This window comes from Pseudoduganella sp. UC29_106 (assembly GCF_044055365.1).
Classification (GTDB): domain Bacteria; phylum Pseudomonadota; class Gammaproteobacteria; order Burkholderiales; family Burkholderiaceae_D; genus Rugamonas.
In genome coordinates, this window is sequence record NZ_CP171977.1 from 3,464,571 (window position 1) to 3,479,557 (window position 14,987).

7 protein-coding genes and 1 pseudogene are annotated in these 14,987 nt (G+C 62.3%); all 8 read right to left on the reverse strand.

Translation table 11 applies throughout. From position 1 onward, the window contains the following. Positions 1-107: 107 nt before the first annotated feature. The 8 genes and pseudogenes from ACHMW6_RS17650 to ACHMW6_RS17685 all read right to left on the reverse strand — a co-directional run bounded on the left by ACHMW6_RS17650 (position 108) and on the right by ACHMW6_RS17685 (position 14,767). Complete coding sequence (locus ACHMW6_RS17650) at positions 108-2,702, reverse strand: glycoside hydrolase family 2 TIM barrel-domain containing protein (protein WP_395408365.1); 2,595 nt, start codon at positions 2,700-2,702, stop codon at positions 108-110. Between the two features lie 402 nt (positions 2,703-3,104). Continuing rightward, positions 3,105-3,485 carry a family 43 glycosylhydrolase gene (locus ACHMW6_RS17655; RefSeq protein ID WP_395408366.1) on the reverse strand — a complete coding sequence of 127 codons (381 nt, stop codon included), beginning with the start codon at positions 3,483-3,485 and terminating at the stop codon, positions 3,105-3,107. 21 nt (positions 3,486-3,506) lie between these two features. Continuing rightward, positions 3,507-5,030, reverse strand: a complete 1,524-nt coding sequence (locus ACHMW6_RS17660; protein ID WP_395408369.1) for a carboxylesterase/lipase family protein — start codon at positions 5,028-5,030, stop codon at positions 3,507-3,509. A 110-nt stretch (positions 5,031-5,140) separates the two neighbouring features. Continuing rightward, positions 5,141-8,098 carry a TonB-dependent receptor plug domain-containing protein gene (locus ACHMW6_RS17665; protein WP_395408371.1) on the reverse strand — a complete coding sequence of 986 codons (2,958 nt, stop codon included), beginning with the start codon at positions 8,096-8,098 and terminating at the stop codon, positions 5,141-5,143. A 71-nt stretch (positions 8,099-8,169) separates the two neighbouring features. Further along, positions 8,170-10,023 (reverse strand): TonB-dependent receptor, encoded by a 1,854-nt coding sequence (locus ACHMW6_RS17670; protein ID WP_395408372.1) that lies wholly within the window; start codon positions 10,021-10,023, stop codon positions 8,170-8,172. Between the two features lie 697 nt (positions 10,024-10,720). Beyond that, positions 10,721-11,143: pseudogene (locus tag ACHMW6_RS17675) on the reverse strand (TonB-dependent receptor plug domain-containing protein); the annotation flags it as partial. An 89-nt stretch (positions 11,144-11,232) separates the two neighbouring features. Continuing rightward, positions 11,233-12,159, reverse strand: coding sequence for an alpha/beta hydrolase (locus tag ACHMW6_RS17680; protein ID WP_395408373.1), 927 nt, complete (start codon positions 12,157-12,159; stop codon positions 11,233-11,235). A 10-nt stretch (positions 12,160-12,169) separates the two neighbouring features. Then, a complete protein-coding gene (locus ACHMW6_RS17685) occupies positions 12,170-14,767 on the reverse strand; it encodes a glycoside hydrolase family 3 C-terminal domain-containing protein (protein ID WP_395408374.1) in 2,598 nt (865 codons plus the stop codon). Between the last annotated feature and the right edge of the window lie 220 nt (positions 14,768-14,987).

Genomic DNA, 14,987 nt, shown 5'->3' on the forward strand with positions numbered 1-14,987 from the left:
CTACGCTTGTATCTTGCGAAAAGCGGCACTGGACTTCAATTGCTATATTCATCAACGTGGCTGACAAAATTCAACAACCAGTGCCTGCTTGATGCTGCACGAACGAGTTATTGCGCAGCGCGTGCGGTCGTGGCTACGACCTTTACTTCATCGAGCGCTGCTAGCTGTCCCTGCGCCAGCGCGCCGAAGCGCACTCGCACGAAGCGTGCCCTGACCACGGCGGACAATTGCGCCGGCGTGACCGCCTGCCACTGCACCCGGTCAAGCGACACCTCCACCGTGTAGGCGGCTTCGGCCTGGGCATGCTGCACCACTGTCACGCCCTTCAGCTCATAGATGTTTTCCAGGTCGACCGACCAGTAAGGATCGGCTTCCGATGGCGCGGCCTGCCAATACGTCGCGCCGTTGTCATCGTTGGCCATTGATGGCGGGTGCGCCGTGGCGGACGAACTGGCGGAAGTGGGCCTGTTGATGACGACATTCGCCGGTGCGGCGCCCGTCTCCAGCCTTGCCGCAGCCGGGTAGCTGACCAGTGGGCGGTCCTTGGCGATGCCACTCTTGCCGGCGATGTAGGGCTCAGGTCCTTCGGTGACGATGACCAGCGTAGCTTCCTTGAGGCCGGGCGACGAAGCGCGGATCGTGGTCCTTCCGGCGAAATAGGAGCGGAACTCGATCGCAGCCTGGCCATCCCGGATGTCGATTGGCGTGTCATGCCTGAACGTGATCGTGCGGCCTGTCGGGAATTCGCCCGGCCCATCCACGATCGCCAGGGTGACCTCCGGCGAATTGCTGATGGCCTTGCCCTCCGCGTCGCGCACCGTCACCATCAGCTGCACGTCATCATGGCCCTGGGTTCCCTTGATAACCGTCTTGTCGGCAGTGAGGGACAATTGCGCGGCCGCTCCCGGCGCCGGCCAGGCCGGCGGTGGAACCTGCATGTACTCGTTCCGATACCAGTAGTACTGGCGCTTCGGAATGCGGAAATAGTCGATCATGCCCATCTTGCCAAAGTCGATGTCGGCAATCGTGCCGTGGTCAAAGCCGGCCCAGATCGCTTCTCCGCTGCGCCATGGATAACGCCACGGATAGCGCTGGGTGCTGCCCTTCTGGTCGGGCGGTCCGGGCAGGTCTCCCCAACCGGGGGCATAGGCGCCGGGCCGCTGGGCTATGGTGGAACCGTATTCGCTGACAATGCTCGCAGCACCGGGGTTCAGGTACGCCGGCAGCGCCGCTCCGTCGCCGTTATAACCCGCCACATCGCCCAGGCGATCGACCTCGCCGCGCTGCACGCCGCCGACAGCGGCCGGCCGTGTCGGGTCCGCCGCTCGCATAGCGGCCACTTGACGCCTCACAAAGGCGCGCATAGGCTCCATTGCCTCCGACGCGGAGAAAAAGTATTCGTTGCCATTGCTCCAGGCAATGATGCTGGGGTGGTTGCGATGAATCCTGATCATTTCGGCGGTCTGTGCCAGCACGCTTTCCTCGAAGCCGGCGCGGTCGCGCGGATCGGGCGGGTAGGCGCTTGCAAACCAGTTGCCGTCCGCGCCGAAGCCGCCGATACCCCAGAACGGCGCTTCGGACCAGAACATCATGCCCAGTTCGTCGGCCGCCTGCGTGAAGGCCGGCGCATGGGGATAATGCGAGCCGCGCATGAAATTGAAACCGGCATCCTTGAGCATCTGGATATCACGCCGCGCGCCTGCATGGGTGACAGCGTCGCCCCAGCCGGCGTGGTCCTGGTGAATATTGGCGCCCACCAGGTACACATGCTTCCCATTCAGGAAGAAGCCCTGGTCGGCAGTCCAGCGGATGGAACGGATGCCGAACGGCGTGCTGTAGTCATCGACCACGCGGCCACCGACGCTCACTTTGGTTTCGAGCCTGTACAAGGACGGGCTGCCTGGCTCCCACAGCGACGGCCGCGCGATCGGCGGCGGCTGCTGTTCAAACACTTCGGTCACGCCGGCGCGCACGGCGCGGGATGTGGTGCTCTGCGCGACCATGCGGCCCGAAGGCGCATACACCGTCGAGACCAGCGTCACCATCTTTTCGGCATCGTCGGCGTTGTCGACTTCGGTCTGGATGTGCAGCGATGCGCGCTGCGCCGACACTTCGGGCGTGGTGACGAAGGTGCCGTACCAGGCCACATGCACCGGATCGGTGGCGACCAGCCGCACGTCGCGGTAAATCCCGCCGGCAAACTGATGTTCGCCTGCACGCGGCGCAAGCTGCGCATTCCACAGGTTGTTGACCCGCACCGCCAGCGTATTGGCGCCGGGATGCAGCTGGCGCGTGATATCGATGGAAAAACCGGTGTAGCCGCCGCGATGCCGGCCCGCCAGGTCGCCATTGACAAAGATCTCCGCATCCTGGAACACGCCATCGAATTCAAGCGTGAGGCGCTTGCCACGCAAGGCATCGTCCATGACGATGTCCTTGCGATACCAGCCATATCCGACGTAGACACCGCCGCCGAGGAAGTACGGCATGCTAAACGAGTGCGGCAAGTTGATCTGCTGCCAGTCATGGTCGGCATAGGCGCTTGCCGCTGCACCCGACGGATCGCCCAGGGTGAAAGTCCAGGCGCGATTGAGCTGCAGGACCTGCCGCACCGGCTTCGCCGCGCTCGCGTGCGCACTCGCAAACAGCAGTGCCGCGTATGCCAGCACCAGGACCCGCATCGACATCTTAATCAATCGCATCTTCCCTCACCCATTATGGCGCCCAGCCATGGCACTGCGCGCCGGCCTGGACTTTGTCTCGTATTCTATATATTTAATACAATGCAATCCAGATCAACATGGGTGTTTAAGCATGCGTCCCTGCCATGCTAGACAATTTCATTCACGCTTTTGAGCAATATTATAATTTCGCGCGCTGGCGTCACCTTGCGCGCCGGCTGCGGTGATCATCGTCCGCAGCGTACGGCCCTGGCGGCGCCCGTCGTCGTCTCATCCCCGACGAACTCCTAGCCTTTATCGAACCGTCGGCCAGGATGCGGGGCAGCTCGGTCAGCGCGTTCGGCTGCGCCATGATGGGTCAGGAAATACCAGGCTTCACTGCCCTTCGACTGTTTGCCGTCATCATCCCAGAATAGTGCGCAGTCATCCCAGCCGGAAGCGTCCAGCATGATGGCGGATCGCGCCGGCGCAGATTCCCCGTCCGTAGCGGTTCATCCGCGTCCAGTTCAGTTCAGGCGAAATCCGCGTAAGGTCGGGCACGGCGTGACCGACAGTGCTCCAGTTCACCAGATCGCGCGAATGCAGGATCGCCATCCCGGGCGAAAATTGGAAGGTCGATGAAATCGTGAAGTAGTCGTCGCCTACACGGATGGCATCGAGTTCGCTGTAGTCGGCAGGAAGGATGGGATTGCGGTAGCGGCCATTGCCAAGGTCACCCCACTGTATATATTTACGACATCCGCGATAAAAAAACGCGCTCCGACGAACGCCGCATCCGCGAGAACGGGCGTGCGTACGCGACATACCGCTATTTTCGAGCTTGCACTACCGTTGGAACAATGAGAAATCCGGCAGCTTGCCGTGCATTTTCAGACCGGCATCGTCACCAAGGCGGAGTACAGAGGCGTTCGACCCGTTAAATTTGGGCCACACTGGCAGGCCTCTGCCGCTTGGACTACCGGTGCGTGCGAAATTTACCCAGGTATCGGCAAGTCTTGCCGCCAACTTCCGGTCCGACGTGCTCCAGGGGCGAGGATCAAGGTCGAGCTGGTCGAACACGTATTGGATCTCCGCGCCATGCCCCGCCCCACAGCCATACCCGCAAGGGGTCAAGGGCTCTGTCGGCCTGTGGGCAAATAAATAAACATACGGTTTGGATCGCCCATATTTAGCCTGAAGTCCTGCCCAGTACCACATTCGCCAGCCCCACCAATCGTTGGTAAGTTGATTGATCGAGGCTCTCGCCTGCGCATCGTCTGTACCGGGATAGGCCGCCAGCAATCGGGCGGACGGCGCATAACCCAGAAGCTTCGCGACCAGCTCCCGATGATTGGCGGACGTGAAGTCGTCGGTTCCCAGGATTTCTGGCGCCAGATCCTTTCCCTCTTCGGCATTCCAGCCAACCAGCAAAGGCACATCATTTTGCCGGTTGTAGCGATAGGTTGTCGTCAGATCTTCGCGCAGCACGTGACCGTCCACAATTGTGCGCGGCGACCATGCGGTCTTCTGCAATGTCTCCGCGCTCATGCCGCGCAAGTCGGCCAGAAGTTCCCCTCCAACAGCCTTTACCAACGCCTGGCCTTGTGATTCAGCAGTCTTCCGATCGAATTGGCCGTTTTCGTCGGAGTTGATTGGCAAGGCGTCGTTGCCGCTTTGCGCAATGGCACGTTGGAAGAATCCCTTCGCCAGAGGCGACGCAACCAGGATCGCGACGGATTCGCCCCCCGCTGACTCGCCCATGATGGTGACGCGCCGAGGGTCACCGCCAAAGGCCGTAATGTTATCCTTCACCCAGCGAAGCGCCGCAATCTGGTCCTCGATGCCCTGATTGCCTGAAGCTTTGTCCGGCGACTCCGCCGTCAGTTCTGGATGAGAAAAGAAACCGAATATACCGAGACGATAATTAATCGTCACGACAATGACCCCGCGCTTCGCCAGATTGTGCCCGTCATATCCTGGTTGTGCAGACGTGCCGCCATAAAAGCCACCTCCATGAATCCAGACCAGGACAGGTAGATTTCTGGCCTTCTCAGGCGCCCATATATTGAGATAAAGGCAGTCTTCACTCTTGGGATTCGGGAGCCAGGCCGCGGTCTGGGCACATGCCGGAGAAAAACTGCGCGCTTCCCTGATTCCCGTCCATGGCACCACAGCTTGTGGAGCACGCCAGCGGAGATCGCCGACCGGCGGTGCCGCGTAGGGAATGCCCAGATAGGACCGTATAGCCTCAATCTGGGAGCCCACGATTTCGCCCCCGGAGACTTTGACCGAATCTGTTAGCTGTATGGCGTGTCCTGAATGGGCTGTCACGCATAAGGCGAGGAAAGCAGTTACACGAAAGGCAATCATATTATTCTTCCTTTATTCCAGACAAAAGCGGCCCCCTGCCCCGTTCTTTGTCGGTCACCAGGCCAATCGCCAGCAGCGCGGAAAACAGATCCCGCACTGCTGGCGCCTCCTTAGTAGTTCACGCGCACGCCGACGCGGTAGGTGCGGCCTACCGAGTCGTACACCGCCGGATTGAGCGCGAGGCTGAGGTTGGTCTGCGGCACCAGCACCGGCGCGCGGTCGGCCAGGTTGTCGATCTTGAAGTAGCCCGTCACCTGCTTCGAGTAGTTATAGCTGCCGCCCAGGTCGAAATAGACCGCGCCCGGCATATGGTTGTCGAAGATGGTCGGATGGGCGGCCGTCGGCAGCGGGCAATTGCTCCGGCACTCGATGAACTCATTGTTGAACACGCCGGCGCCGATCCAGCGCTCGCTCAGGTTCAGGCCAAGCTTCCCGTTCAGCAAACCATCCCACGACTGCTGCACCAGCGCCTTCCACTTCGGCGTGGCGCCCGTCATTGCGCCCGCGCCTTCGATCGGCGTCGTACCCGGCACGCCCGGATCGGAGATCGAGTGGATCATGCGCGAGGCCAGGCCGCGCAGGGTCACGCTGCCCGGCAGGCCGAAGTCGGCCATGTTCTTGCGGTAAGCCATCTCGAAGTCGACGCCGCGCGTATGCAGCGAGGCGAAGTTGAAGCTTTGCGCCAGCACATAATTGGTGCCGGCCGGCCCGTTGATGGACACCGCCGAGCACACCTCCTTGTTGCCGCCGTAGCACAGGTCGACTTCCTGCTGCGGGTTCAGCGAGCTGATCACGTTGCGGACCTTGATGTCGTAGTAATCGACCGAGAAGTTGAAGCTGCGCGCCCAGCTCGGCTGGCTCAGCACCAGGCCGAAGGAATTGTTGCGCGCCTCTTCAGGCTTCAGCGCCGGGTTGCCGACGTTGCGCTGCTGGATCTGGATCGATTGCCCCTGGTTGTTGTTGACGGCCTGGTTGGTGACCGTCATGGCGGCATACAGCTCGGACAGATTGGGCGCGCGCACATCCTTGGAACTCACCGCGCGCACGCGCAGGCCGTCGATCGGGGTCTGCCAGGTGGAGCCGATCTTCCACGCGCGCGCCTTGCCTGAAGTGCTGTACTTCTCTTCGCGGTCAGCGATGTTGAGGTTAGCCTCGCCCAGGGTGGCCGACTTCAGGAACGGGATATTGAGCTCGACGTAGCCTTCCCTGACGTTGAATGAGCCCTTGCCGTTGTGATAGTTACCGGCGAACCAGTTGTCGCCGGTGGTGGACAGGGTCGGATCGGCCGGATGCTCAGGGGTGTAAGGCGACTCCACCGCCACGCCGGCGCCGTAAGGATCGCCGTGCACCGAGTATTCCTCGCGCCTCCACTCGGCGCCGAAAGCCAGCGAGATCGGACCCGCCCAGCCTTTGGCCAGTTCCCCGTTGATGTTAGCGCTAACAACATTTTGCGACGAATCCGTATGTTGGAGTGGACCATTGGATGGTGCAATGTAATTCCATCCGGCCATATTGATCGGCACATTGCCGAAGATGTTGATCGGCTGGCAGCCGGCTGCGCGGGCCGCGACGCTACGGCAGACGATCTGCCCGGTGGCGGGATCCTTGATTGCGTCGATAGCAAAGTTGTAGCGCGGGTTGAGCGTAATGTCCTTCACACGGATGACGGTGGTGTTCTCGCCATGCTCGGCGTAGGCGTCATACCTCCATTCCTTGCCGAACAGGTTAAACCTGCCGTCGGCGCCGATCACGCCGCGGCGCTGGGTGCGGGTCGGATGTACATTGATATTGGAGGGGAATTCGCCGTTCGAGGTGCCCACCGACATCACGCCAGTCGGGTAACCGGACGCACAACCGGCGGCCACCGAGGGCGGCAGGAAGGCATTGTCGCAGCGGATGGACAGGTTGCCCTGCTTGGCCGCGCCCGGATTCGGCGAGAATACCGATTTCACCTGCGCCCAATTGCCGGTGACATAGATTTCATTGTCGGCGTCGATGTCCCAGGAGATACGGCTGTAGGCCACCTGGCGCTTGAAATTCATGGCCAGGTTGGTGCCGGCGCCGACGCTGCCGTCGCGGTCGCCGCCTATGCAGAAGTTGCCGACGCAATCCGTGCCGTACTGGAAGGGATACGGCGTGCCGCCCGGCCCGAACGCCGTGCCTTTCAGCGGGCCGTTGGTGATCAGGCCGTATTTCGCATACTGGATGTGCTGCGCGTTGACGATGCTCTTGTAGCGCGGCGCGCCGGCCGCCTGCATGGCTTGGGTCGATTCTTGCAATGCGGGGTTGTTGTACCAGGTACGGCCGCCCGCTCCCACCTGGCCGAAGCCCGGCGAATCGATGCCGTTCTGCTTGGTGAATTCGCCGCTGACGGTCACGTGCAGGCGGTCATCGGCAAAGCCCTGTCCCCAGGCAGCCTGCAGGGTGCCGCTCTTGTCGTCGTGGTACTTGGTTTCGCCGCCGGAGACGTTGGCCTTGAAGCCGGTGAATTTTTTGTCGGTGATGAAGTTGACCACGCCGCCGATCGCATCCGAACCGTAGGATGCCGAAGCACCGCCGGTCACCACATCCACCCGCTTGACCAGCAGTTGCGGGAACTGGCTGACGTCGGTCACGCCGGTGACGTTGGCGCCGACCACACGCTGGCCGTCCAGCAGGGTCAGGGTGCGCAGTGTACCCAGGCCGCGCAGCGACAGCGAGGACAGGCCCTGGATGCCGCTGGAGGTGCTGAAAGTATTGGTGGTGCGGCCGGTGCTGCCCTGCAGGGCCGGCAGTTCGATCAGCGATTCAAAGATATTCGGTTTGGCCGCTTTCTCGAGATCAGCGGACGACAGGCTCGTGGTGGGCGTCGGCTGGGTGAAGCCGCGCGCAGCGATGCGCGAACCGGATACCACCACGGTATTTTCGTTGCTGGTCGATGCCGCAGCAGCTTCGGCAGGCTTTGCCTCGTCCGGGCTCGCTGCAGCCGTTTCGGCCTGGGCTTGCTGTGCATGCCCGGGCATGGCCAGCACGGCGCAGGCGCTGGCGACGGCCAGGTTCATCAATCGACGCTTAAATGGTGTTTGCATATCAGTCTCCTGTTTTCATGGTTCTAAAAGCACAGAGGCCGCCCAAGGCGGCCTGCTGTGCCGGCTACACGTCAGAACTTATAACGCGCGCCGATCATGTAACGCGGTCCGGCCTGCGTCACATTCAGAGTCGATGCCATGGTGCGTCCATGCTGACGCTGGGTGGCATCGTTGAGGTTAATCGCCTCGAGCTGGAAGCTGAGGTTCTTGTTGTAGTTGTAGCCGATGCTGACGTCGATCTGCCCGTAAGCATCGGTGTAGACCGGCGCCGCGCGTCCATTGCCATCGACCGTCGCGGCCAGGAACTCGTCGCGCCAGTTATAGGCCAGGCGCACCGACCAGTCCTTGTTCTCGAAGATGCCGACCAGGTTGGCCGAATTGCTTAGCCCGAGGATCGCGAACTGGTCGTTGACGTCGGCGTTGTTGTACTTCAGCGGCGAGTGCACATAGGTGTAGTTCGCCTGCACACCGAATCCACTTTCGCCAAACATATGCTGAACGTTCACCTCGGCGCCACTGACATTGGCCGATTTCTGGTTCGCATAAGTGGTGGTCTGGAAGTTGAGCAGAGGATCGCTTGGCAGCCCGGTAATGGTACCGTTAAGCATGCCATCGCCTTTGACGCCCGTTTTCGTTACCCCTGGCTTGCCATCGAAATTGCCAAGGATGTAGTTCCGAATACAGTTGGTGTCGGCGGCGGTACAGCCGTGCGCCAACGCCTCCTTGTAATAGGCGCCGCCAATTGGCGTGTGCAGGTCATACAGCGTCTGCGTGATCAGGGTCTGGCCGGCGTAATTGTCCAGTTTTTTGTGGAAGTAAGCCAGCGACACCAGGCTCTGCTTGTCGTAATACCATTCCCACGAAACATCCAGGTTCTTCGATTTGACCGGCTTGAGCGCCGGGTTGCCGACCGAGGCAGTACCACCGGTAAAGACGTTAGCGATGGTACCCAGCGTGAGGCCGCCTTGCAGCTGGTCATATCGTGCACGGCCAATGGTTGAGCCCGCACTGACCCGCAGCTTCATGTCGCTGCGCAGATCGGTATCCAGGTTGATGGCGGGCAGCACACTGGTGTAAGACGCATCGGTATTGCTGAAGGCCTGGCCGCCGAACGTGAGCGGCAACTCATTCTGCGCGACCCACACGACCGCCGTGCCCGGCAGCACCTGGGCGGTGGAGCTGACCCTGGTGCGTTCTACACGCAGGCCGACCGAGGAGTGGAAGGGAATCGCGGTGTCCCAGTCAGTGTCGAAGGACAGATAGCCGGACGTGGTCTTTTCCTGCAGCGTGCGGTCCGTGTCGGCACTGGCGAAGTTGGGCAGATAAGCAGCCTGGTTGCCGACAGCATTCGCGGTGACCTGGCGCACCTTGGCGAAATCGAAGGTGTATAGCGTGCCGAACAAATCAGGTGAGCCGGCGCCGTCGAGCTTATTGAAGAATGACGGCAGCGAATTGGCCTGGAACAGGCTGGCCGGATAGTCGGATGCCTTGGTTGCGCCACCCCAGCTGTTGTTCTGCACATTGGAATACGTCGAGCGATTCGTGGTATCGGTAAATCCGACGCCAAAGTTCAGGTTGGACGCTTCCATCAGTTGCAGACTGCCCTTGGCTTGCGCCTGCTTGATGACAGATTTCTCGTAGCTGTTATGGAACCACGAACCCGCGGCCTGAATCGGCGCGTTGACCAGGTCGGCAGGACGCATGCTCAGAACTGGCAGCTCGTGGGTCAGATCAAGCTTGACCGGACCGCGGCTGAAGCTGGCGTTGGACAGCGCATTCTCGCTGCCAAACGGGCTGTCGGCGCCCGACTCGGCGGTGGAATGATGCGCGTCGAATTCCAGCTTCAGGCCTGGGCTGGGTTTCCAGGCTGCGTTGAAGCCGAGCGATTTGTTCTTCGTTTTGGTGGCGAAGTCGCTGCCCACCACCGAGATATCTTGCGGTGTTGGGTAAACCTCCCGAATAGGTCAGCGGGCTGACCACATGGCCGCTCGGCCAGGTGCTGGTCGAAGTCGGCGTTTGAGCGAACCATACGCTGAGCTCATTCCGCTTGGTCTGTACCTTGTTTTCCGAATAGGTGTAGTCCAGGGTGGTGGTCAGCTCCTTGACCGGGCGGAACTGGAAGGTCAACTGTCCGTTGGTACGCTGCCGCTGGACGGCGGCAACGTTGTAGTTCATGTTCTGTGGAATCGAATAGAGCGCGTCCTGGGCCGGACGATTGGTGATGTTTTGCGCGCCAGGCTGGCCCGGCTGCGGCAGCGTCTGGCCGTCAATGACCGCCGATCCCAGATAGGGTCCCTGGTAGCCGTTGAACAGGCCGGCGCGATTGAAGCCCGAATCGCGCGACTGGTAACTCGCGCTAAGCGAAACGCCAAAGCGGCCATCGGCGCTCGTGTTCGAGTAGATGCCCGACACTTCGGGCGTAACGGTCTTGCCTTTCACCGCTTCCGGCACGTGGTCGTTCGAAGTATCCTTGACCGCCTTCACGCCCACGCTGGAATGCAGGCCTGGATTGTCGAACGGACGGCCGGTGACCACATTGATGGTGGCGCCGATGCCGCCGGTCGGGCTGTCGGCACGGCCGGTTTTATACACCTGCAGTTGCGAAATCGATTCCGACGCCAGGTTGGAAAAGTCGAACGAGCGTCCCGACAAGTCGCTCAGGTCGGTGGTCGGCATCTGGCGGCCATTCAGCAACACCAGGTTGAAGTCCGGTCCCAGGCCACGTACGGTGACCTTCTGTCCTTCGCCATTGCTGCGGTCGATGGATACCCCGGAAATCCGCTGCAGCGATTCTGCCAGGTTGGTATCGGGGAATTTGCCCATGTCTTCGGCCACGATGCCGTCGACAATGCCGTCCGAATTGCGCTTCAGGTTCAGGGTCGACCGCATACTGGCGCGCAGCCCTGTCACGATCACTCGCGCGGAATCATCAGTCACTGCGGTGGTTTGCGCGTCGGCTTCCTGGGCGTGGGCTGCCATGGACAGAGCACTGCACGCGCTGGCAACAGCCAGGTTCATTAAACTACGCTGAAATTTTGTTTGCATCGAATCTCCGTTTTTTTGTTCTTACTATCATTTGCGCGGTGTAGCCGGTTGTATCAGGTCTATAACCTCCAATGTCTTGGTTGATGTGATCAATTTGATGCAGCCGGCTGCAGGTAGCCGTGCATGTCCAGCCAGCGGGCATAACTGTCGAACCAGCCGGTGCTGGTGGTGGTTTTGCGGTACATGCCGAAACCGTGGCCACCCTGCTCGAACAAATGGAATTCCACCGGCCGCCTGGCGCTACGCCAGCTGTCGATCAGGTTATAGCCGGTGTTGCCGAAGAAGGGATCGTCGGCCGCCAGGGCGATGAACAGCGGCGGCGCATCGGCCGGGACTTTCATCGCCGCCAGCGGGCCGTAGATATTGCCGATGAAGGCAGGCTTTGCATCCTGTCCGTGCAGCGCGGTCGCCATGGTCAGCATGGCGCCGGCCGAGAAGCCCAGCATCCCAATGCGGTGCGGATCGACGTGCCATTCGCGGGCGCGGGCGCGCACCAGGGCAAAGGCGGCGCGGGCGTCAGCGATCTGCGGCGCATACGCGGCGGCGGGGTCCTGCGGCGCGGTCGGCCGCTTGGCGCCGGCCGAGAATATTTCCGCCATCGCGCGCTCGAAGCCGGGGATGTCCGCCGGCGTCTGGTTCAGCCGGTACTTGAGCACGAAGGCAGCCACGCCCTTGTCGGCCAGCGCCTGCGCCACCTGCCAGCCCTCGTTTTCCATCGACAGCGTGCGGAAACCGCCGCCTGGCGCAACAATGACCGCAGCGCCGCTGGCCTTGCCGGCGGCCGGCAGGAATGGCGTCAGCGTGGCCACCGTGACATTGCGGGCAAACACGCTGTTGTATTGGCTGTGCCAGGACTCCTGCACGGTGGCGCCCGGCAGCGCGCCGGTATCCAGCGTGATCGCGGCCGGCTGGGCCGGCGTCGTGATCGGCGTCATCTTGTCGTTCTGCGCCATGGCGGGGGCGGCCATCATGCACGCCAGCGCCAGGGTCACCAGCCCGGCTTTGCGGTTCTTCATGGAGTCTCCTTTATTGTGCCAGCGGCACGGTTTTAGTCAGCGCCAGCGGCGCCTGCTGTCCCGCCACGCTCGTGCCCGGCTGCCCGGAGCCCACACTCAATTGATACTGGCCCGGTGTCAGCTGACGCACGCCGTCACGCGTGACGAAACTCAGGTCGCGCCGCGTCAGGCGGAAGCTGATCTGGCGACGTTCGCCCGCTTTCAGCGACACGCGCTGGAAGCCGCGCAAGGCCAGCCGCGGCGCGCCTTCGAAGGCTGGCGGCGCCAGGTAGAGCTGGGCCACCTCGTCGCCGTCACGATCGCCGGTGTTGCTGATCTCGGTGGTGACGATAACGCCGTTTTCCGGCGCCCGTTCCACCGGCGCGATCTGCAGCGGCGCATAGCGGAAGCTGGTGTAACTGAGGCCGGCGCCGAAGGGATAGACCGGCGTGCCCGCGTAATAGCGGTAGGTGCGGCCCTGCATGCTGTAGTCGTCGAACGGCGGCAGGTCGGCCAGGCTGCGGTAGAAAGTCAGCGGCAGGCGTCCACCCGCATCGGCGCGGCCGGTCAGCACATCGGCGATGGCCAGGCCGCCCGACTGCCCGGGATACCAGGCTTCCAGGATGGCGGCAGCGTTGTCCTTGGCCCATGACAGGTCGAGCGCGCTGCCATTCATCAGCACGACCACCAGCGGTTTGCCGAGGGCCTTGGCGCGTTCCAGCAACCGGCGTTGTTCGGCCGGCAGGTCGAGCGAGGTCTTGTCGCCGCCGGCAAAGCCTTCCACCTTGATCGCCATTTCCTCGCCTTCCAGGTCCGAGGTCAGGCCAACCACGGCGATGACGACGTCGGCATCGGCCGTGGCGCGCCGCAGATCGGCATCGGCGTCGCTGGAAATGCGTTTCCAGAACAGGCCGGGCACGCCGGTGCTGCCGGTCTCGGCCTCGAAGTGCAGCGGATAGCCTTGCCCTTTCTCCAACTGCACCGTGTTCAGCTGGAGCGGTTCGCCCCACTGCGAATAGGCGCTGGCCTCGACCGCCGGCTTGCCGCCAACCTTGAGCGCGCCCTTGACGCCGCTGACGCCCAGGCGGTACAAGCCGGTTTCAGGCACAGTCAGGTAGCCGTCCCAGACTACTTTGTGGCGATCGGCAATGGTCTTGAATTGCAGGGCGTGGGATTCCAGCCCCGCCTCGGTGCGGGTCAGCACCGGCTTGCTGTCGTACTTGTCGCCGCTGCGGTTGTAGTAAGCCACCCGCAAGCCAGGCTGGCCGTCCGGTGTGCGCAAGGCCGTGGCCGGCACAGGGTCGCCATCGGTGATCGAGGCGCCGGCCGGTGCCTGGCTGATCTGCGCCTGCGGCAGCACGCGGCGCAATCCTTCCAGCACCGACACTGGCGGCGCCGACTGGGTCGAAGAGTAGTTCCCGCGCAAGACGCGGGTGGCGTCCGCCAATGGTCCGATCACTGCCAGCTTCAGTCCCGGCTTGAGCGGCAGCACACCGTCATTCTTCAGCAGCACCAGGCTGCGCGTGGCGGCCTGCAGCGCCAGTGCCTGGTGCTCGCGCGTCCCGATGGCGCTGACCGGCACCGCGCTCACCTGGCGCTGCGGCAGGCCGGCCAGGTCGCCGTTGCGGTAGCGCGCCGAGAACAGGCGAACCAGGGCCTGGTCGATGTCGCTCATGCTGATCAGGCCGCGCTGCCAGGCTTCGCGATAACGGGCGCTCAGGCCTGGCGTGTCGCCCAGCGTTTTGGTATTGCATTCATTGTCGGTACCCGCCTTCAGGGCGACCGCCACCGCAGCGGCCGGATCGGTCGCGTATTTGTGCTGTTCCGAGATGTCAGTTACCGCATCGCAGTCGGATACCACATAGCCTTTGAAGCCCCAGGCGTCGCGCAGGTGCTGTTTCATCAGCAGATCGCTGCCGCAGGCGGGCTGGCCGTTGATGCGGTTGTAGGCGCACATGATGGAGCCGGCCTGGGCATCGACGATGGCGGCGCGGAAGGCCGGCAGATAAGTGTCCTCCAGGTCGTGCGCCGAGACGAACACATCGGCGACGTGACGAGTCGATTCCGGCCCGCTGTGCACGGCGAAGTGTTTGGGCGTGGCGACCACGTCTGGCAAGTCCGGGTTGTCGCCCTGGATGCCGCGGATGAAGGCGACACCCAGCGCCGCCGTCAGGTGCGGGTCTTCGCCATAAGTTTCCTGGCCGCGGCCCCAGCGCGGATCGCGGAAGATGTTGATGTTGGGCGACCAGGTGTCGAGGCCAGTGCCGATGCGTCCCAGGCGCCCGGTCTCGCGTCCGAGGGTGTGCAGGCCGCGCACCTCGGTACTGATGGCGGCAGCTACCTGCTGTATCAGTGGCGCGTCGAAGCTGGCGGCCAGGCCTATCGGCTCGGGAAAATTGGTGGTGGGCAGCGGTCCCAGCGCACCGTGCAGCGATTCGGTCCACCAGTTGTAGGCGGGAATGCCGAGGCGCGGTACGACCGGCGCCACGTTCAGCAGCTGGTCGATTTTCTCATCCATCGTCAGCTGCGCCACAAGGCCGCGGGCACGCGCCTCTGCGTCGGTGCGCGCATCGGCGCCGTGAACGGCGAACGGCATGACAGCCGCCAGCACGAAGGCAAGTTTAGCCATTCGCACTACCCCGCTTTTCTTGTCTCCTGCATAGCCCTGTTGGCGGGCCTTTTTTGTTCTCATGTTAGTCCCCATGTTAGCGAAGCCAAAAATGGTTGCGGTACCATTTTTTGCCGTTCGGTTAATGTAATCCTCGGATTAACTATTAACCAATAACTTTTTGGCTCGTATTGATATCGAAAATGATATCGATGGAAACGATGCTCGTCAGAGGCGCTAA